23 protein-coding genes are annotated in these 19,284 nt (G+C 60.7%); 2 read left to right on the forward strand and 21 right to left on the reverse strand.

What is annotated here, in order from left to right; genetic code table 11:
* Positions 1–4 precede the first annotated feature (4 nt).
* Complete coding sequence (locus tag ACFOOL_RS14910) at positions 5–247, forward strand: hypothetical protein (RefSeq protein ID WP_380098074.1); 243 nt, start codon at positions 5–7, stop codon at positions 245–247.
* Here the strand turns inward: ACFOOL_RS14910 and ACFOOL_RS14915 are convergent.
* The 13 genes from ACFOOL_RS14915 to ACFOOL_RS14975 are packed head-to-tail and all read right to left on the reverse strand — an operon-like array spanning position 230 to position 12,721.
* Entirely contained in the window at positions 230–1,870 is a 1,641-nt protein-coding gene (locus ACFOOL_RS14915; protein WP_380098075.1) for a hypothetical protein, read from the reverse strand. The genes ACFOOL_RS14910 and ACFOOL_RS14915 overlap by 18 nt on opposite strands.
* Positions 1,867–2,925, reverse strand: a complete 1,059-nt coding sequence (locus ACFOOL_RS14920; protein ID WP_380098077.1) for a hypothetical protein — start codon at positions 2,923–2,925, stop codon at positions 1,867–1,869. The genes ACFOOL_RS14915 and ACFOOL_RS14920 overlap by 4 nt, the downstream gene beginning before the upstream one ends.
* Before the next feature lie 7 nt (positions 2,926–2,932).
* Entirely contained in the window at positions 2,933–3,649 is a 717-nt protein-coding gene (locus ACFOOL_RS14925; protein ID WP_380098078.1) for a hypothetical protein, read from the reverse strand.
* The gene (locus ACFOOL_RS14930) at positions 3,649–4,068 is read right to left on the reverse strand and encodes a hypothetical protein (protein WP_380098080.1); all 420 of its coding nucleotides are present in this window, start codon (positions 4,066–4,068) and stop codon (positions 3,649–3,651) included. The genes ACFOOL_RS14925 and ACFOOL_RS14930 overlap by 1 nt, the downstream gene beginning before the upstream one ends.
* A complete protein-coding gene (locus tag ACFOOL_RS14935) occupies positions 4,068–4,421 on the reverse strand; it encodes a hypothetical protein (protein ID WP_380098081.1) in 354 nt (117 codons plus the stop codon). Before ACFOOL_RS14935 ends, ACFOOL_RS14930 begins: the two co-directional genes overlap by 1 nt.
* Entirely contained in the window at positions 4,418–5,869 is a 1,452-nt protein-coding gene (locus ACFOOL_RS14940) for a hypothetical protein (protein ID WP_380098082.1), read from the reverse strand. The genes ACFOOL_RS14935 and ACFOOL_RS14940 overlap by 4 nt, the downstream gene beginning before the upstream one ends.
* Positions 5,869–6,507 (reverse strand): phage adaptor protein, encoded by a 639-nt coding sequence (locus tag ACFOOL_RS14945; protein WP_380098085.1) that lies wholly within the window; start codon positions 6,505–6,507, stop codon positions 5,869–5,871. Before ACFOOL_RS14945 ends, ACFOOL_RS14940 begins: the two co-directional genes overlap by 1 nt.
* A 50-nt stretch (positions 6,508–6,557) precedes the next feature.
* A complete protein-coding gene (locus tag ACFOOL_RS14950) occupies positions 6,558–6,800 on the reverse strand; it encodes a hypothetical protein (RefSeq protein ID WP_380098088.1) in 243 nt (80 codons plus the stop codon).
* Between the two features lie 59 nt (positions 6,801–6,859).
* Positions 6,860–8,107 (reverse strand): P22 phage major capsid protein family protein, encoded by a 1,248-nt coding sequence (locus tag ACFOOL_RS14955; protein WP_380098089.1) that lies wholly within the window; start codon positions 8,105–8,107, stop codon positions 6,860–6,862.
* A 39-nt stretch (positions 8,108–8,146) separates the two neighbouring features.
* A complete protein-coding gene (locus ACFOOL_RS14960) occupies positions 8,147–9,067 on the reverse strand; it encodes a hypothetical protein (protein WP_380098090.1) in 921 nt (306 codons plus the stop codon).
* Between the two features lie 36 nt (positions 9,068–9,103).
* The gene (locus tag ACFOOL_RS14965) at positions 9,104–11,143 is read right to left on the reverse strand and encodes a portal protein (protein ID WP_380098091.1); all 2,040 of its coding nucleotides are present in this window, start codon (positions 11,141–11,143) and stop codon (positions 9,104–9,106) included.
* 2 nt (positions 11,144–11,145) lie between these two features.
* The gene (locus ACFOOL_RS14970) at positions 11,146–12,465 is read right to left on the reverse strand and encodes a PBSX family phage terminase large subunit (RefSeq protein ID WP_380098108.1); all 1,320 of its coding nucleotides are present in this window, start codon (positions 12,463–12,465) and stop codon (positions 11,146–11,148) included.
* On the reverse strand, positions 12,437–12,721 hold the full coding sequence (locus tag ACFOOL_RS14975) for a hypothetical protein (RefSeq protein WP_380098093.1): 285 nt from the start codon (positions 12,719–12,721) through the stop codon (positions 12,437–12,439). The genes ACFOOL_RS14970 and ACFOOL_RS14975 overlap by 29 nt, the downstream gene beginning before the upstream one ends.
* Positions 12,722–13,170: 449 nt before the next feature.
* Here ACFOOL_RS14975 and ACFOOL_RS14980 point away from each other — a divergent pair, with 449 nt between their 5' ends.
* Positions 13,171–13,353, forward strand: a complete 183-nt coding sequence (locus ACFOOL_RS14980; RefSeq protein WP_286021628.1) for a hypothetical protein — start codon at positions 13,171–13,173, stop codon at positions 13,351–13,353.
* Positions 13,354–13,495: 142 nt separating this feature from the next.
* Here the strand turns inward: ACFOOL_RS14980 and ACFOOL_RS14985 are convergent, their stop codons facing one another.
* The 8 genes from ACFOOL_RS14985 to ACFOOL_RS15020 all read right to left on the reverse strand — a co-directional run bounded on the left by ACFOOL_RS14985 (position 13,496) and on the right by ACFOOL_RS15020 (position 19,182).
* Complete coding sequence (locus tag ACFOOL_RS14985) at positions 13,496–13,999, reverse strand: hypothetical protein (RefSeq protein WP_380098095.1); 504 nt, start codon at positions 13,997–13,999, stop codon at positions 13,496–13,498.
* A 461-nt stretch (positions 14,000–14,460) separates the two neighbouring features.
* The gene (locus ACFOOL_RS14990) at positions 14,461–15,288 is read right to left on the reverse strand and encodes a hypothetical protein (protein ID WP_380098096.1); all 828 of its coding nucleotides are present in this window, start codon (positions 15,286–15,288) and stop codon (positions 14,461–14,463) included.
* Positions 15,288–16,685 (reverse strand): replicative DNA helicase, encoded by a 1,398-nt coding sequence (locus tag ACFOOL_RS14995; RefSeq protein WP_380098097.1) that lies wholly within the window; start codon positions 16,683–16,685, stop codon positions 15,288–15,290. The genes ACFOOL_RS14990 and ACFOOL_RS14995 overlap by 1 nt, the downstream gene beginning before the upstream one ends.
* On the reverse strand, positions 16,643–16,825 hold the full coding sequence (locus ACFOOL_RS15000; protein ID WP_380098098.1) for a hypothetical protein: 183 nt from the start codon (positions 16,823–16,825) through the stop codon (positions 16,643–16,645). Before ACFOOL_RS15000 ends, ACFOOL_RS14995 begins: the two co-directional genes overlap by 43 nt.
* The gene (locus ACFOOL_RS15005; RefSeq protein ID WP_380098100.1) at positions 16,818–17,351 is read right to left on the reverse strand and encodes a helix-turn-helix domain-containing protein; all 534 of its coding nucleotides are present in this window, start codon (positions 17,349–17,351) and stop codon (positions 16,818–16,820) included. The genes ACFOOL_RS15000 and ACFOOL_RS15005 overlap by 8 nt, the downstream gene beginning before the upstream one ends.
* 148 nt (positions 17,352–17,499) lie before the next feature.
* Positions 17,500–18,666 carry a phosphoadenosine phosphosulfate reductase domain-containing protein gene (locus ACFOOL_RS15010; RefSeq protein ID WP_380098102.1) on the reverse strand — a complete coding sequence of 389 codons (1,167 nt, stop codon included), beginning with the start codon at positions 18,664–18,666 and terminating at the stop codon, positions 17,500–17,502.
* A complete protein-coding gene (locus ACFOOL_RS15015) occupies positions 18,666–18,878 on the reverse strand; it encodes a hypothetical protein (protein ID WP_380098103.1) in 213 nt (70 codons plus the stop codon). The genes ACFOOL_RS15010 and ACFOOL_RS15015 overlap by 1 nt, the downstream gene beginning before the upstream one ends.
* 91 nt (positions 18,879–18,969) lie before the next feature.
* Positions 18,970–19,182 (reverse strand): hypothetical protein, encoded by a 213-nt coding sequence (locus ACFOOL_RS15020; protein ID WP_323015501.1) that lies wholly within the window; start codon positions 19,180–19,182, stop codon positions 18,970–18,972.
* Positions 19,183–19,284 lie beyond the last annotated feature (102 nt).

The raw sequence follows: 19,284 nt of genomic DNA on the forward strand, positions 1-19,284 counted from the left end.
GAGCATGGCGCTTATTATGGGCGCCATGCCAGAGATCGACCTTGAAGCGCGCCGCCACTCCCACCTGTATGAACTGAAGCCTATGAGTAGGTGGTGGCTCGCCCCGGTTCTCGGATATATCGGTATCTGCCTGTCGGTGATGGGCTGGGCGAATTGGCAGGCATGGGCCTGTCTGCTTGCGGGCGCCATGCTGATGCTGGCCCTGCTGCTCGTGTTCCCACAGTATTGGCTATCGAGGCGAGACTAGACCGCCAACGTTCGGCAGTGCCGCCTTGCGCAAAAGCACTTCAATCGGCGTGGCCTGGTTAGGATTAACGCGAGGCAGCACCTTCAGGCCTTCCGTTGCAGCAGCACCCATCGCCCGCTGAGCAAGCCCTTCTGTCATGCGCTCCGACGCATTCCGACCGATGGAGCCCAACACCGGCCCCGCCACCATGCCAACCGGCCCGGCGGCCATTTGGCCAAGGGCCATTCCAGCAGCGCCACCGATGCCATTCGTTGCGGTGTTGCCGCCGAAGCCAAAGGTGCCGATGAGCTTCATCAGGTTGGAGCCGGGGGTGCCGTCGATCACCTCCCTGATTGCCTGCTGCTCAGCGGCATTAAACCGGCGCCAAATATCGGGCTTATTGAAAATCATGCGGCGCAGCGTGTTGCGGATGCCCTTTTCTGGCCCCGCCGCTTGAGACTGCCCGATGCGGATGGCTTCTTCGATCAACCCGACCTTGTTGGCGCGGGACCATGTTGAAATGCCGCTGTACAGCGCCTTTGCAGCTTGCGAGGGATCGGCACCACCCAGAATGTCGGCAGGCTTCAAAGTCTGCACGAAATCATCCAGCTTGTTGATGACCGTGTTTGCAAACGCTGCATCACGGCCTTCCGATGACATGGCCACGCGCTGCGCTGCCTGCCTCAAAAGGTGCATGTCCTTCATGTCGATCACGACGCCGCCCTGAGCGACATCATCAGCAATCGAGCGCATCATTTCCCACAGGCCGATGGATTTTTGATCAAGGTTGGGGTTGATGCGGAGCTTCTGGCCGAATTGCTGCACATCACCCAAGAGCCGCATATAAGCATTGTCATTGATTGCAAGCGGAGTGCCGCCGGTGGCCTGCTCAAACAAATTCGACGCCGCAGAGCGCAGGTCATCAGCGGTCGGCGCAACCTTCGCCGCCGCGTCGAGAATGCGCCCCTGCTGGCTTTTCTGGATCATGTTGGAAATCGCATTACCCGCTAACGGAACGGCGGCTCCGACAGCGCCACCTGTAAGCCCGCCGACCAACGCGCCCTGCCCGCGCTGATCGTCTCCACTGGCGCCCGCGCCATAAGCAGCGCCCTGCCCGAGGCCTACCGCCCCTGTTGACAGCGCCCTCGCGCCAAGGCTAGCGCCCCTCCCCGCCAATTGCCCGCCCGCCGCAATGCCAGTTGGGATCGCCCCCGCAATCTCAGCAGCTACGGACCCCACCGGATTAACCCGGCGCTCCCGATCCAGCGCGTTTCGGCTTTCATCCACCACCTGGTCATAGACCGACCCGAAATCACCACCCTGTGCCGCTGCAATGCCACCCTGCACCGCGCCGCGCAGCTCGTCGCCCCAGCCAAAAGTTGCGCCCTGAACAAACGGGTCGAGAATGCTGCTTTCCGTGGTCTGGTGCCGCCCGACCTCTGGCAAGGTTGCGCCAGCCCGAGCCTGCTGCGCAGCCCAATCTGCATATTCGCGGGTGCCGGGCTGCAGGCCATCGGGCGGGGCCGCCTGTCCAGAAGCATCGACGCTGCCGAACTGGCGTTGCAGCACGGCCTCGATTTCCTCGGTGGGCATGCCATCTGGGAACTGCGCCAGATCGCCGTTGGGGAGTTGGACCGTGATCATTCAAGCCGCCCCGTTTCGGGGTTGAACACAAGGACATTGCCGCTGGCGGAAGGGGCGCCGGGCTGGATAGCTGCATTCCCCGGCAATTGAATGTTGCTGGCCCCAGAAATAGCGCGTTGCTTTGCCGCCTCGATGACAGATTTCAGCTCATTGAGCGCCGCGCGATAATCCGCCGGGTTCTGCGCCGTGCTGAGCCGGCCAATCGCCTGCTCGGCCTTCTGCCCCTCGATTTCAGTAATCTGACCGCCGCCCTTGAGGCTTTCAAACGCCTGCAGGAACGCTTGCCCCTGGAGCTGCAATGCGCGCTGACCGAACCGGTACTGCTCGGTTCCCGGCACCCCCTGCATCCAAGAAAGCCACCCGGTGGAAACGTCCAGCGCCGGGTCATTCAGGATGCCGTCAATGCTGGCGATCATATTATTGGACGTGGCAAGAGTCTGCGGCAGTTCAAGGATTTTTCCTGCCGCCGCCTCTCCGATCACCTTACCAAGTGCCGTATCCTGCGCTGCGCCAAAGTTATCGATTGGAGTAATGCCGCCAGTCTGGTTGCCAAAGCGATCAACCCCGACAAAGCCTGTGCCGGCATTCAACTGTTGCACTGGCGTGAGGAATTGCGCGCCTGCCGGCAGTTCAGGCACGTTGAATGATCCCTGATTACCGAACTGGCCATAGCTGATCGTGCCATCTGCGTTCTGGATCGGAATGCCAGTCCCAAAGAACGATTCCTGCCCCGCTCCACTCGCTGCCCGCGACATGTCCGCCATGGCGGCCTGGTAACCCTGCGCGGGCGGCAGAGCGGAATACTGCGGGTAATGAGCTTTGAGCCATTCGGCGGTTGCGTTCTGCTGGTCCTGCTCATTCTGGTGATCGAACTGCATCTGCGCGTATCGCTGATCCAGACCGGATCCTTGCATCGCCCCTGTCATAGCGGCGCCCGGGTTTCCCGCCAGCATTCCGGCGCTGAACCCCATAAGCGCGTTGCGGCGCGGATCTGCCCACTGGGACACAGGATTGTCGAATGGCAAAAGGCCGCGACTGGGGAAGGGAGTTGCCATCATGACCTCACAAGAAGCTTGCTATGCCCGCGCCGATGCCGAGGCCGGTCTGCCACCATGGCACCTGCTGCGTCTGCGTCGTGGTTCCAGTGGTCCCGCTGATCGGAGCCGTCCCAGAGAAGATCGAGCCACCCCGCTGCAGGGTGTTCCACCCAGCATTGTTCGTGACGTCAAAGATGCGTTCAGCATCCTGCGCCCTGGCGGTGTTGTAGGTATCCATGAGCTGGCCGGCCTGCAGATTGGCTGAGGCCGGAAGCATCGATGCCTGATAAAGCCCAGGCAGATTTTGAATAGCCTGCTGCTGGCGCCCGTAATCAAGCGAGGCAAGCGCATTGGTCGCGCCTTCCGCCAGGTTGGTTGCGTGGGAGCCGGAGCCGAAGCGCCCCGAGGACGTGAAGACAGAATTGCTAGCTTTCAGCGCGTCATCGAGCGCCCGCTGCCGCAGCGCATCGTTCTGCACATTGCCCGCCGCTATATCGGCCTGGCCCTGCAGAGTGTCGGAAATGCCCTGCGAGAATACCGAGCTGTTAGGGTTGCTCGTCAAGCCCGCAATCCCCGCCTGTGTCTGGCTGGAAAGCTCCGGGACCAGGCTGTCGGTATAGGGTTTGACCCCACCCTTCAACTGATCGTTGAGCATCGTCCCGATGGTCGATGCGGCCTTGTTCATCTGCGGGTTGGAAAGCCCGCTTGTGCTGGTCGTGGTGTTTGTCGTATTGCCGCCCATTAGAGCCTCTTTTCCAAGCCATTCCGGGCGCCTTCGAAACGCCGGTAATCGGGGAAAAACCGTGAATAATCCCGCCCGCAAATGCGGTGCGCCTTGCACCCCGCTATTCGCGCCACATCTTCAATCGCCCTGATGCCTTGGCGCATCAGGCTTAACCGCTGCTTTGGCCCGCCGGTGAAGCGGCCAGCAATCGCAATGGTGGATGCGATCAGGTCGCCGCCCTCATCATCGACTGAAACAACCAGAAGCCCCTCGGCACCCTCGCTGCCATGGAACAGAAGGGTGGAGCGGTCCATCAGCCGCCCATAAAGCCCGTCCGTGTCGAATTCGGGATCGTGCTTTAGCGCCGGCGCCAGCATCTCGACTATCGCGTCCCAATTGCGATCAATCTGCGCCGTGGTCAGCAGGTCCACCTGCATCAAAACCGCGCCTGCCCCAGCGCCGTAGCATCGGGCTCGGCATAGGTTATCAGAACATCAATCTGATCAGCGACCGAAGCCGTGGCCCGCAATGTCCAGTTGTTTCCCAGAACAAAGGGCTCGTTGAAAATCAGCGGCTCGTGCGCGACAAGAGGCTTTTCCTTGAAGATAAAAAAGCTCGTCATGCCATCGAACAATTCCAGCGTGTAGTTCGGGGTCGCTCCGGATATTTCACAGGCCACCACGCTCAGAATGGTTGTGCGCTTCTTGGCGTTGTAAAGGTCGATCGCGCTGGTGCTGTCGAGCTTGAAAGCGCGGGTGGAAAGGGTGGCGCCGGCAATGGTGAAACTCATCTGGGCCCACCCTGCGCTGACTGGATGAAGTCTACGCCTTTCGAATAAGACCACTCGGCACCCTGCGTGGTGGTGTAGACAAAATCGATCACCTTGCCCCTGCCCCGCAGAGGCGTTCTGCCCGAGGCGACCTTGGCCCCCCCAGGCTTTCGCGAGGTCGCTGCCGAAAGGGAGTCGGACACACCCAGGCTCAATTTGCTGCCGGGGCAGTCATCGATCAGCGTGGCCCAGCCGATCAGGGATGAGACCGGGCTGTTTTGCGCGGCAGTCTGGATCGTTGCGGCGGCATTCGGGCCGGAGAAGGTGGCAAGGCGGTAATTCGCGTCCAGAGCTGCAAGGAATTGTTCGCCGCCCTGCCAAAAACGGTCATTGAACGGAATGGGCGGCACTTCCTCCCATGTCGTCCAGATCGCCCCTGCACTATCCCAGGTGTAGCCAGATGTGGCGAGCCGGCTGAGATAAGTGGCGGTGCTGGACCAGGTGAACCAGCGATTGGTGACGCTTGGCGCCCAGCTATAGCCAAGGATCAAGCCGCCCTCTGGAAAGAGCCACAGGACGACTTTTCGGAAGGGGTCGATTGCCGCCTGAATATCTTTCAGTGCGGCCGTGGGCACCTGGTTCAGAAACCATCGGTCCACGAACCCGTCACCAATCGGGATCAGCCCGCCCGACGAAAATTGCCAAAAACCATTCGTGGAAAGGAAATACACCACTCCGTCAAAGGCGATGACGGATTTCGCCCCCACAGCGCCGCGCCCATCCGCGATTTCCTGCAAAGAATAGAGCGCGCCACCCCCCGCATTGCCGAACTGGATCAGCCGCATGGATTCGCGCTGGAAAGTGACGGCCGCTCCGCCCTTGAGCGACACGCCCGAGATCAACTCGGCACCGCGCTCCAAGGGCTGATAGTCTGCAGCGCCGCCCTCCCAATCGGTATGGTCGTTGAAATCTGAATTGCGGATCAGGCGGTTATCGCGAACCCCGGCACCATCTTTGCAGTCGAGCGCAAATACCATGTTGGCGGTGACGAAAATATGCCTCGGATCACCCGCTTCGGGGATATAAGACGGGGCGGTATTCGTCTCGATATCGTACGCCCACAGACCGTCATTGATGTTGGTGAATAGCAGCATGTTGCCGAACTGCTCGGCTGACCAATCGTCGCTCGGGGGGCAGTCGTAACCATCCTTCACCAGCACAAATGCATAGGCGGCATCCAGCGCATAGAGCGCCTCGGCCGTAAAAACGAACACCTGCGTGGTGCCGTCGCGCTTTATGCACGTGAATGCGCCTTTGGGCGCGCCGGGCAGGACATTGCCGGCGCCGGGCAGGACCATTGTCGGCGCCGGGCCGTACCAATCCGCGACCGGCAGGACATTGTTCGCCACCACGCAGGTGCCAGGAGTTGCGGGGCGATCAGGAGCGAATGGGCCGAAAGGAAACTGCATCAGCCAATACTCTGCACAGCGTAGCGCGATCCACGCGAGACCATGGACAGCGCTGGGTCAACCGTCGCCGTCCCGCGCTTCGATTGTGCGATCTGGCTCTTGACCTGCGGGATGGCTTCTTCGAGGACCTGCTTCCAGACAGATCCGTTCGGCCAATCCTGATTGTAACCAGCACCCCAAACCAGCGTCCCGGCGAGGTAAAGATCAGGGTGGTTCTCGAGCAGCCAGTTGGTCGCGACAGTATCGGACAGGGCAAAACGCTGGCGAAATCGGAAGCGGAACTGGTAGGGCTTAGCGAGAGGGCAATCGAAAGCGATCGCCTCCCCGTCGATGGCCCAGAACTTCGGCCTGCCGGTGCTGCTGCGATATTCGAATGTGCCCTCGGCTTTCGGCGTCAGGGTGTCCTCGTTGCTGCCCGGGTCGGACAGGAATAGGGCAATAGGCCTCTCCATGGAGATGGCGGAAATATCGATGGTGCGGATGCCCAGTGCGCCCATCAGGATGGCGCTAGTCTCGACCACTCCAAGCTCACGATTGAACCGCGCCTCGGCAAGCCGGATCCACAGCGGCGCCTTGGCGACTTGTCCCGCGCGCTCCATCCACTCGATGACTTCGGCCTGTAGCTGAGCGTAGTCCATGCCGCATGCCTCCCGAAAGGGCGACGGGGACCGAAGCCCCCGCCATCAGATCACGAACCGATCAGGCCCTTGGCCTTGAGCTCCGCGTCAGCCGCGCGAATCCACGCCACGATTGCGTTGGCCTGAGTCTCGGAGAAGCCGAAAGGCGTCGTGCTCGTCGCGGCGGTGGCTGCTGGTGCGGTGAACCCGGTTGCCTTGGCCGAAGGCGTTGCGCCAAGGAAGCCGATCTTGTCATCTTCCTGCCCGAGCGCGACCCCATCCGGACCGCCATCGGAAAGCTGCTTGATAGCCATCTGACTATCCTTTCATGAGAATGTGAGGGGAACGGCGGGGCGCGAACCCCGCCGCCAGATCAGGAGCCAGTGCCGCTCAGGCGGGTGGCAAGGCGCGGGTCGATCGCCTTGGTGCCGTAGAGGATATCCAGGCGCCACGCGCTTTCGTCGTTCACCCCGTCATAGACCGGGATCACGCGGACGTTCAGGCCCTTGTAGGACTTGCGCGCCACATCGACGGCGCCCGGAGGCGACACCAGCGGGACCGTGACCAGCGCGAAGGCGTTCCGGTGGAACACGAGGTTCTGGCGGTAGTTCTTCGACGCATCGCCAAGAAAGTTGACCGGCTGGTTGTTCAGGTCGGTGACACCCTGCACGTCCACGTTCTTGAACGCGCCGGTCCAGATCATGGCCGGGGAGATGACCAGATCGGTTTCGGAGCCCACCGCCGTTGCGCCTTCAACCACCGTGAATTCCTTGAGGAACGGGAGGGGAGCCTTGGTTACCGGGTTGACCGCATAGACGCCATCGATGGTGAACACGTCGCCGGCGGCGATGGTCTGGGTTGCGCCGCCCAGCGTGTCGATGTGAATCGTCTGCTGGTTGGTGTCCTTCACCTGGTCATAGGTGATGGTGCTGGCCGTGATCGAAATGTCGATCAGCGGGGAGCCGGAGCGGCTGCCGGTGGTGTGCGTCGGCACGTTCTGGGACATATACGTGTCCACACCGCCGATTTCGCCCAGCGAGCCCTTGCGATAGGCGCCCTTGGCCGCATCCTGGATGTAGAGGCTGGTCTGGGAGCCGAGCAGGCCCCAGTGATCCTGCGGCGACAGGACGGCAGACCGCTCGGATGGCACGGCATATTCGTCCAGCCGTTCAGGTGCCTTGGCGAAGTCCGCATAGGAGTTGACCACCTGGCCCGGAGTGCCGACCCAGTTGGGCACATCGGCATAGAGCGCCATCACATCGGTATCGACCTGGTTGGCGAGCTGCACCATGGCGGGCTTGATGACCCGCTCGGAAAGCTCGGCAATATTCAGGGTCAGGTCTTGCGAGGTGAACTTGAAGTCGATGCCCTTGCGCTTGTCCACGGTGATCGTGGTCTTGCCTTCGGTCACATCCTGCACGTTCATGACCGCGCCGTCGCGGACGGTGAAGTCGGTCGGCTTGCGGATCGAGATGGTTTCACCCACCTTGTAGCCGTTCACCTTCTTTGAGAAATCGTCCTCGTATCCACGAAAGACGCGCTTGGCCATCACCAGCTCATTATCGAGAATGGTAATGGCCTCGGCGGCGATGATATCCGCCGTCAGAGTACGGTTGGCCATTTTACTGCCTTTGAATTTCGCCCTAGGGCGTGTTGGGGATTACCGCCTCCGCCCTGCTGCCCGCGCAGCGGCGTAGGCCTCCATGTCGTCGGACTTGGCAATGTCTCCCAGCGAGCGGGTCGCCTGGGGACTTGTTGCGGTGCGGACGGTGGTAAGAGGCGCCACCGGTGCTGTCGGGGCCGGTTTGGGTGCGGACTGCTTTGCGATGGCAAGCGAACCGATATGGGCCTTGTGCAGCAAGCCAAGGAGCGTCGGGCTCCAATTGTCTTTCAGCACTTGCTCGGGAATACCCTCCGAGTTTGCGAAAGCAACCAGCTTGTCGATGGCAGGGCCACGGGTTTCGGCCGTAATGCCGGGAATGATGGTCATTGCAGCGTCGAGGGTTTCCTGAACGCGCTTGGCAAGGTCTTGCTGCGCTTTCTCAGTCCGCTCAGTCTGCGCCTGGCTGATTTTACCTTCCAGTTCAGCCTTCTGGGCCTTCAGGTCTTCATACTGCATCCGATGCTGCTGGGTGCCCAGCGGATCGGCCTGCATGTGAGCCTGCCAGTCCTGAGGCGACAGCTTGGCGTATTCGGCCAGTGTCGTCTCGATGGTGCGCAGGGTTGCCCGCGCGTCCAGCTCCGCCTCGGTGGCCTCCGATTGCTTGCCGATTGCGGCTTCCCGCGCGTCAAGTTCTTTGGCCCGCTCTGCAACGGTCTGGGTCTTCTTGGTGTAATCCGACTGCATGAGGAATTCGCCCTCAAGCTCTTTCGGCACCTGATACTGTTTGCCGTTCCGCTCGACCTGGACATATTCGAGCAGCGGCGGTTCACCCTCATCACCTTCGCCCTGCCGCTCCTGTTCGGTCTGGTCGCCCGGATCGAGGATGGTTTCGGGGGCTTCGGCTTCTTCTGCTTCCGGGGCGATTGCTGCCGGTTCAGGCAGTTCGCTGGGCACAGAAAGTTCTTGTTCGTCGGCCATGAGACGATGCACTCCTGTCGGTTGGTGCTGGTGAAGTCAGACCGCTGTTTGCGGCGTGTTTCGCATGGTCGCCTCACGCAAGACGCGCTGGCGGGCGATGCTTTCCTGAGAGGCGATTTTGGCCGCCTCGATGCGTTCGTTGCTGGCGATTTTTTCCAGTTCGATTTGTTCATCGCTCTGGATTTTGGCCATATCGGCAGACTTATCGGCCTTGAGCTTTTCGTTCTCCTGCTCAAGCTGCTGGATGCGTTCCATGCCCTGCTGGATGGCCTGCTGGACTTCCGGCGGGACGGACTGCTCTCCTGACACTTGCGGCGGGAGCATTTTCTTGATCCGCTCTGCGATTTCATCAGAGCCCTGCCAGTCGAGCGACTTGACCAGAATGTCACCAATCAGCGGGGCGGCATCGGGATAGGACTGGATAAGCTGCATCATCTGATCGGCCTGTTCCGCCCGCATGGTCGAATAGCTCGGGCCGGTCGTGACAACCAAATCATATTTGCCTGCGGTCAGATCGTGCAGGGCCATGACCACCTGACCCATTTCATCGCGCTCCGGCTCGCCTGTAGCCGGGTCTATGCGCTCTGCCTGTTGGTTGATGGCCTGCGGCGTTTGCGATCCATCCTCACCAATCACGCGAACGACGCGCGGCCCGGTGTAAACGTGCGGGATCAGATCGATGATGACCCTGCCAGTATGCCGAATGGCACGGGCCAAATTGTCGATGAAATGGAAGGTGGAGATATCGCCCTCGCGCTGGCGGGCAATGATAGCCCTACCGCTGGTCTCGTTGGACCGCGCTCCAAGCGAAGCATCATAGATCCCGGTGATGGCCTTGATATCGTCTGAGGCGTTCAGGGCCTCCTGCATCGAGCCGGCTGCAATACCGCTATCGAGCGGCTGGCGTTGCGGCGGCAGGTCGCCCTCATATTCCAGGTAGGCATGGCTTTGGGTGTTGGCGGTTTCCCACCGCTCCTGGTCGTGATCAAACGCACCCTTCCTCCCGATGAATGGCACGCGAGGGGCAAGGGCGACGAGCTCGGTGCCCGAAGTGCGCCAGAAGTTGAGCATCATCTGCGCGTCTTTGGCGCCGTTGATCAGAGACCGGAGATAGCGCTTACCCTCAATCCAGAATTCATCTCCATAAACCGGGATGATCGGGATGTATTTGCCGGGCCAGATGCGCTCAGAGAGGATTTCTGCACCGGTCATTATCCGCTGGATAACCCGATGCGCCTTCGTCACGCGTCGGAGGGGCTGCCCCAGGGCATCCGTGGCGATCTGGATCAGCCCGGCCTCCAGGGCCAGCGCTAAATCCTCATCCTCGCTCAGCTTGGCCTCGTCAAAGGTGCGCCCGTCCGTGGTCTTTACGATGGTCTTTTCGACCTCCTCACGAACCCACCATTCGGCAACCAGCACACCGTCACTGTTCAGCCATTCGCCAGCGTCCTGCCAGGCATCGCTGTCCCAGTCGGTAATGCTTGCCTTGGGGTATCGCGCCTTGAACTGGTCCTTCGGCACCCGATCCACAACAAACGCCACGTTCCAATCGGAGCTGTCGGCGGCGGTGGAATTCGGATCGCCGTAGATGCTCAGAGGGTTGGCAACGCGATCGATCTTGATGTCGAGATCGAAGCTGTCATCGTAGGCGTAATCGAGCCCGACCCGGATATAACCGATATTGCCAGAGGCCGCGCACTCGACAGCCGTGTCGTAGGCGGTGTCGGCATTCGACGTGTACTCGATGTTGCGGATCAGGCCGTTGATGACCTGGGCGGTTTCCTTATCCCCAAAATCATCAACGGGATGCACCTTGATCGCCGGCTTGTTCTGCCGGGCGTCATTGACAACCTGCCGAACAACCGGGCCAAGGCGGTCGATGGTCAGGCAGGGTCGGTCTTCCGATTCCCGCTGCTTACGGATCGCCTCAGGCCATTGCTCCCGAGCGCGGACGAACAGCATGTCATCCTTGAACGCCTGCCGGTTGTCGCTCTCGTATTCCTCGCAGCGCCCAAACATTTCGCGGGCCTCCGCAAGAAGGGCATCCTGGTCGCGAGGCTTTTCGTCTTCTGCCATTATCACCCCATCCAGCCGCCAGCACTGCGGCGCTTGCTCTCTGATGGCCGCCTGGAGCGCGGTTCTTCATAGGTGATGCACATCAGGCCGAAAGCATCAGCACCATGGCTTGACCAGTCGTGTTCAGGGCCGAGGCCGATATTCCGGTCATCCTGAGATCGCTTTTCATGATACCAGCCCAGCGCCTCGCGCCCCGCCTCTGTGCTTTCCTCATCGAACCAGATCGACGGAAACAGGCGCCGGGCTGCCTCAATTCTCATGCGGGCCGCGCCCTTGCCCTGGTTCGGAATAACCGTCACCGAATAGCCGGCTGCGCGGAATGCGCTCTCGAAAGACACATCGACAACGCGGTCATTCGTTTCCCCATCATGCGGGAGCACGATATCGGCCTTGTCCGGCGTGTAGCCTTTCGAGTGCAGCCAGTTGATGTGCGCCGCGAGCGCTTGCCCCTGAGCCTCGTAATAGTCGCGGGTTCGGATTTCCCGCCCGATGAACTGTGCCGGCCACATGGCGAAAGCGTCAGCCTTGGCGCCAGTCCCGCCGAGGTCGCAGAACACGCGAACGCGCATCAGCGGGTCGAATGCAACGCGGCTGATCCTGCCTTCGGCCTTTGCAGCCGCGAGAGGCTTGGCGAAGTAGGCGCCGTCGATCACCGTCACGTAGCCACCTTCCCAGACGTGATCGTAATCGTCCGGCGTGATGCGCAAGCAGTCCTGCCGCTCCTGCTCAAGCTCGGGCGTGAACCACGGATTGTCGCGCCAGTTGGCCTCGACCACGATTGCGCCGGTCGGCCTCTCGGGCCCGCGCAACATCACGTCCACCGGATCGATCTTGCGACGAGCGTTCCAGCTCCACCACATTTGCGAACCAGGCGCGCGCATCGTCGGGCGGAGAAGCTTGATCGAATTGCTGGTCGCGCTCTGGGCTTCCTCCCACCAGGCCCTCTTGAAACCTTCGAGCGACTTGATGCTCTCGGCTGTGTAATCCTGCATGCCCTTGAAGATCAGCAGTCCATCGCCCGGCGTTCGGATCACGTCGCGAAAGACCTTGAACCCGTCCGCTTCGCCAAGGTTGAACTCTGCCAGCTTGCTCTCGATCAGCAGCTTGGACGATTGCGCCAAGTCCTTCTGGACTTCACGAATGCAAACACCGCGCAGCCCCTCGCCACCATTCTCGCCCGGCTCGGCTAGGCTATCCTCGATCATGAGCCCGGCGAAGAAATGAGATTTTCCTGAACCGCGGCCGCCCCAAGCGCCCTTATCACGGGCAGGCAAAAGAAGCGGCTCGAATACCTCAGCCGTCGGGATTCGAAGGGCGGACAATGACACGCTCGACCTTCTGGATTTTCACAGGGCCGCCACCCTCACCCGTAATCTGCATCGGCAGAACCTTGCCAAGCAGCGTCATGAAGGCGACCGGGTTTTCCTTGGCCTGCTTGGTCAGGTAGCCGACACGACCATCTGGATGCGCGGCGGAGGCGGCGGCAAGGATATCCTCCTTCAAGAGCGCATTGACCTTGTTCGGGGTGCCTTTCTTGCGACCACCGGTCTTTGCTCTACCTGGCTCTAGTTTAGACATGTCGACCCTTTTTCCGACTGCACGAGGCTTGGTCGGTTGCGAGCGTGAATTTGCGATTTTTCGGCTTGGAGAATGGGCAATCGGCTGGGAAAGGCATGAGGGCGACCTCACGCGACGCGTTCGCTTGCCACGCAAAGACGGCACGACATCCGCCACAAGCAGGAGTCAAAAAGGCCCGCCGAAGCGAGCCCTTGTCCGCAGCAGTTCCAACCTACTGCTTTCATCCCGTTTTTCGCCTGATTTGCGCCACTCACGCAACTCGGAGATTACAAGCGATTGCGCTTCGGGAGCCTCACGAGCCAGCAGGGGCTTTCGCAACCTGCGCGCATGGGCCCGCCCGCCTCAAATTGAATGGGTGCAGCGCCAAACCAGATTTATTTCGAACGGTCCCAAGGTTTTGTCACATTCAGCCGTCTAACCTTTGCATGCCAACCAAAGGAGAAACGAGCATGAAGAAGATACTCACCGCCGTCGCGCTGGCCAGTGCCCTTTCGCTGAGTGCCTCAGCACCTGCCATGGCAAAAATCAAGGATCACCCTAAGATTCAGGACGGCTCCGCTGGCTACCACCTGGGCTGCGCCATTGGATGGATGCTCGGAATCCAGATGTGTGGCGAACTTTTGATGGAGTAGCCTGGAAACTCGGTGCCGGCCCTGCTTGGGCTGGCATCCTGCGCAGCTTGAAATCAAAAAGGCCCGGTTGCCCGGACCTTGTTCGTTCAGACGATAGTCTGAAAATGGAATAATGCCTTTATGCCGCTGTTCGCTGATTTGGTCAAGCGGCGAGGGGTTCCTTCTTAGTTTTCCCCAATAGCCCGAAGTGGTGGGCCAGCGCGTTCAGCGCCAGGCGCACATCACCAACCATGTGCCAATGCTGCTCATCCCGGCAAACGATATAGTCGAGGGCAGCATAGAGGTTGGCGCCCCGGTTTCTATGCAGCCCTTGCTCAGCCGCTATAGCACCCATGACGCCGCCCTGCCCGTCACGGTTCGGCCCCATGTACGCCTCGATCGCCCTTTTGCACCAACGGGCATAATCCTCGGTTTCCACGCCGCCGCCAGCGCCGCCCGATTGTTTGGTGCCGTCCGGTGCGCTGATCGCCCGCTTGTATTTGTCATAGACGGCCAGAAACTCGACGGCAGCGTCATACTGCGCATTGCTGATTAGCGCCTTCTTGTCGGTAAGGTTGAGCCTGCCAATGAAAGTCGCTGCCTTCTGGTCGCGGGCATCCTTTTCCGACAGCCCGAACATCTTCATGCGCAGCAAAATGGCGTCCATATTGGCCGGCGCGGCTCCTGCTCTCGAAACTCGACCCGATGGAGTGCGCTTCACCCCGATTTTCCGTTTCCGGCCTGCTCTTGCCATGTGTCTCTGTCTCTCTGGTGGTTAGGAGGGGTTATTCAGGACGCTTCCGGCAGCGAGTGCAGCACCAATCGCCCCGGTACTGTTCTCGCCACCGGTGGAGGCCGATCAGGCAAATGGCCCGCCCACAAAGCCACGCCACGCCGACGCAAATGGCCTCCGGCCAATTCATAGGCCTACCGCTCATCACCCTCTCCTTTCGCTTTCCTGGGGCAGATGCTCTGAGCAGAACCAAGTGCCCGCGTGTTTGACGTTGCCAGTTGCCAGGGCCCGGCGGATATCTACCCCGAAGCCATCGGCCGCCGGCTTCCCGCATACGCTGCAATCGTGGATCAGGACGCGGTGGCCGGGGCTGCTTTCAACGGTACGGACGGGGTTCATGCGGCTGCCCCCGTGATCTCGTCAGGGACGAGACATCCCGGATCGCCTGGGCGAGGCCCCCACGACATCGCCCACGTTCCGTCTTCCTCGAAGGCCCGAACGCGCGCTGACCAGTCGGCTGGCTTGGGCGCCGGCTTGCTTGGGATGGCCTGCCTTTCGGCGTGGCGCTGGACGATGATGGTCACAAAATACGACCAGCTGCGAATGGTCGGGCTGGCTCTCTCGCGAACGATCGGCAGGATATCGGAGTCGACATCGAACCCCTTGGCCACAAGGTCGGTGATGGGGCCGATCCCCATTGCGAGGTTTTGGTGGCATTGCCCTCGGGACGAAGCCGCTTCGATCAATCGATCATACAAGAACGTGCCCGCGCCTAGCTGCGAAGCAGTCTGGAATATGGCTTCTGGCTTCTGGGGCTTAACCCCCTCGGTTGAGTTTTGGTTATCCGACGCGGAAATCTCCTTTTGTTTTCTGAGGGTTGGGTTGCCCCCATTCTTCCCATTTTTCCGCGCAATCGCGGACTTCTTCGCAACGCGCGTCATGCGCCGGGAGTAGATCACGCCCTCTTTCGTGCGGGAGAAAACGCCAGCCGATTCCAGTTCGCCGCAAAGTGCGGGGATCTGATCGGGTGATGTTCCTACCAACACGGCGAGCTGCGCGTCTGTCGGGGCGAGACCGGAGACGAGAAGGTGACCGTATGGCGTTGCCTCGTGCATGAGGGCCAGCATCTCGATCCATAGGCCGCGCGCGGCCAGGCCGCACATGCGGAGCTTCGGATCGGATCGCCAATCGGTCGGGAAGAATTTGAACCAGGGGTCAGCCATTACACGTTGTCCCTGATGCTTGAGTGGGCAATTGAACACCACAGGCGCACATCGTCGGTGGCGCCGTTTCGGTTCTTGCGAATGAGGAAATCCATCTTCCAGCGGGCATCGCGGAGCATGATTTCGTCCACGTCTTCCTGCTGGTTGAGGTAGTATTCCTCGCGGAAAAGGAACCCGATCACATGGGCGTCCTGCTCGATCTCGCCGGACCAGCGTAGGTCCGACATGACCGGGCGCTTGTCATCGCGCTTTTCAACCTCTCGGGAGAGCTGGCACAACAGGATGACGCAGCAATCCAGCTCCTTGGCCAGCGCCCTGGCCCTGCCGGATACCTCCCCCGCCTCTGCCACCTTATTGCCGGCATAGCGGTCGGAAGGCGTCACGAGGCCCATATGGTCAATCCAGATGGTGCCCAGGCGGACGCCATGCATCTCCATTTCAGCTTTGAGCCGGCGCGCCTTGGCGGCGATCTCTGCAAATGTCAGGCGCGCGCTGTCATCGATATGCATCGGCGCCTTGCGCAGCGCCTCGTAGGCATTGCCAACATGGTCATCCATGCCTTTCAGATCGCCACGAAGGAGATCTCCGAAACCAGGGGCCTTGGTCCAGTCGATCTGATCCGCAGCCATGCGGGCGAAAATCTCCTGCCGGGTCATTTCCAGCGAGAAGATAAGCACCCCTACCCCGCTCAGCGCCGTACGCCGTGCGGTCGAGCACATGAACGCCGACTTGCCCATGCCCGGGCGGCCGGCCACGACATAGAGCTGGCCCCGGCGAAAACCGTTCAGCTTGCTGTCGAGGATGCGCACGCCGGTGGTGTCGCCCTTGAGGTTGTCGGGGTTGGCAATGTCCTCGAAGAATTGCTTTCCTGCTTCCGAAAGGCTTGATCCGCTCTTTTCGGCCTGCACTTCCATCACCGTGTCGATCATCGACATGGATCGGCTGGCAACCTCGTATGGATCAGCGCCGTGCATCTGCGATTGCTCGATGGCGGATTGGCCCATTTCGGCCAGGACACGCCTTGCCCAGCGGTCCTTGACCGTCTGCAACATGCCCCCGATCATCGAGACGGGCAGGCTTTCCCGGGTGAGGTGTGCATAAAACTGGCTGCGCGGGACGCCGGCTATATCCTCCGGCATGGCGGCAATGACGGTTGGCGGCGAAAGCCTATGACCCGCTTCGGCCAGTTTCGTGCATTGCTCATAAATATAGCGAAGGATAGGCTCGGAGAACCACTCCGGCTTGATGAGGCCAGCCGAATACTCAAGCGCCCCCTCGGTCGCAATCAGCGAGCCAAGAAGCGACATTTCGGTATCGACTTCATTCATGGCGATTTTGGTGGCGGGGATCGCGCTCACGGGCCAATCTCCTTGAAGCTTTCGAGCCATGCGGCCCATGCTTTTCCGGCGGCAATCGCGTCTTGAATGTCAGCGGTAGCGTGAGCTTTCGCGTTCGCTTTCTTCCAGCGCTCGAATAGCTCTTCCATTGGAACACTGCTTCGGGGCCTGCCAGGCTGGAATTTCACCACGTTACCCATGCGGCGCCTCCGACCATCCTTTCCCATTGCAGAAGCTGCCGGTCGGAGTGAGATCAGGAGCCGATACAACCTTCTGGGGTCTCCGCGCCGCCCTTGCTCTCGGGGTCATTTCCACCAATTTGCGCTCGGCGCCCATTTTCCGGAGTGCGGAAAGGATTGTGGTGTGGTCTCTGCCGAAGAAACGGCCTACGGCCGGCATGGACGCCTGTGTGTGCTGGTAAACAGCCGCAATCGCCTCGTGCCGGGCGGCGACGACCTTGCGCTGCCTGGATAGCCCCAGAATGTATCTGACCGGGATATTGTGCTTGAGGCCTACCAACCTGATCAGGAAGCGCGCTGAGCAGGGCCTGAGCATGTTCAACGGTACGGGCGGATAATAAACCTTCGGCTCGGGGCTGGGCTCGGGCTCCGAGAGGGTGATTTCTGGAAGCGCAGGGAGCGACCGGCCGCTCATTAGGCGCAGGCGAGCGTTGGCGTACCTCGCCTTGAGGGCGGATTCGAACGAGATGGGAGCAAGAGCGTTCATTCCGCCGTCCCCGCAATCTTTCGGGGTCGGCGGAAATATTCAGGGACATGCTTCCCGGACGCCGAAAGCTCGGAAACAAGCTGAGCCGTCTTGTCCTGATCGGAAGACATGAGCTTTCGTGCAGCGGCTTTGGAGCGGGACGGGATTGTCATTCGCATGCACCCCACTGGCTGCACACCGTGCTCGCATCTCGCGCCAGCAGTGAATATTGCCGGCCTCCGCGATCGGTTTTGGCCCACTCAACCATGCGGCGAATTCCGTGCTCCTCGGGAGAAACCACAAGCCGGCGCCCAAGGTTTTCCGAGGCAGTCCACTCGGCCTGCATCACGGGATCATTGATGATATTGAAGAAGGTGGAGACGCCGCGCTTGGAGCACTTCGATACGCCGATCTCCCAATCTTCCAGCCGGTCGATTTGCTCTGGAAAGAACTCATCGACCAGGGCCAGTTCATCTTTGGCGCAGTTGATGCATGGGAAGCAGCCGACGCGCTTCAACCCCCAGCCATAGAGTGGGTTCGCGGGCACACCGTGCCGCGCCGAAATTGCGAAAACCTCGTCAACACTTTCGATCCGTAGAAGCGGACGATAGACGATCAGGCGCCCCGGCAAGTCAGGGTGTGAGTTTAACCGCTGGAATGGCTTTAGGTAGCGCCGCGCTTCACTCTCCGATGCGCGGACGCCTTGCCAGGAAATGACGTTGCCCTTGGCAAGCAGCGGTCGCGTGACGTGCTCGTCAATCGGCCCCACCTTCAATTCGTGGGTACAGAACTGCGCTTTCCGAGCCGGAAAGCGACCCTTCCAGATGCACATGTCAAAGAACGGTACGCCGGTAGGACGAAGCCAAGTAAGAGCGGTTTCTACAACCTCGTCTGCTTCCGCCTCGGTCAGCGGTCGGTAGCCTTGTTGCCAAACCCAGCGGCCATGTTCGTGGGGAACGGCCGGTGCACGGCCTTCATACTGATCCAGGGGAACTAGCGGCGCGTCTGGATACGCCATGCCGGCAGCGACCCAAGAGGACAGCGGACGCCACACCCATTTGCCCGGCGTCCCGGCCAACAGGCCGGCCCTCCAGTGCTTTTCGACATAGGCCCGCTTCGCATAGATGCGATCTGCAAAATCCGCCTTAACCCATTCGACCTTTGGTCCGCCGGTGCGCTCATGTAGCCGGTTCACCGCTTCATAAGTCGCAGGGTGCTCATTGCCGGTATCGGCGGCAACGGCACGAAACGGCATGCCGCGCTCGACCGCCATGCAATAGGTGGCAGTGCTATCCTTGCCACCCGAGACCGAGACTACATGGGTTGTGACAGTCATCACGGCCCCTTTCCCGCACGAGCAGTGAAATGAGCCGGCACATACAAACCAGCGGCAGACATATCGGCCACCAGCTTTTCGGTGATGTCGGGCTTGTGTTCCTTGGCGCAATAGCGGCCGCAGGAGCAGCGGGGTTGAGGCGCTACGGTGGGCTTGCTGGCGATCAGCCGGCGAAGCCAGGCCGGGAGCGGCGGGGCGAAGTGAGCGTTCATCACATGTCGTTCCCGAAATAGATGCAGGCGGCGGTGTAAAGGCCGGCAAGCGCCAGAAAACCAAGGGTGAAGTGAATGGTGAGGGTCATGGCTATTCCGCCGCCATGGCTACGATTTCAGCCTCAACCGGCGGCGACATGAGACGAAGCGCTTCATTGATGTCGTCGCGTTCTGCTTGGGCGGCTGCAATTTCGGACGCCAGCACTTCATCACGCGCCAGCAATTCGGTTCGGCGGGCGTCGTGCAGCGCACGAACGGCGCCGGTATGTGCGCCGGGAGAATAGGTTTCAGCCTTGGTGGCCATGGCGATCCTCCTTTAATTCAATCTGTCGAGCGTCGTCCGCGAGGGCCGGATCGACGGTCTAGGTTTTTGGGTTGATGGGGTGCCGCTCCGGCTCGTTCGGCA

Source organism: Devosia honganensis (genome assembly GCF_042648785.1).
In the GTDB taxonomy this organism is placed as follows: Bacteria; Pseudomonadota; Alphaproteobacteria; order Rhizobiales; family Devosiaceae; genus Devosia; species Devosia honganensis.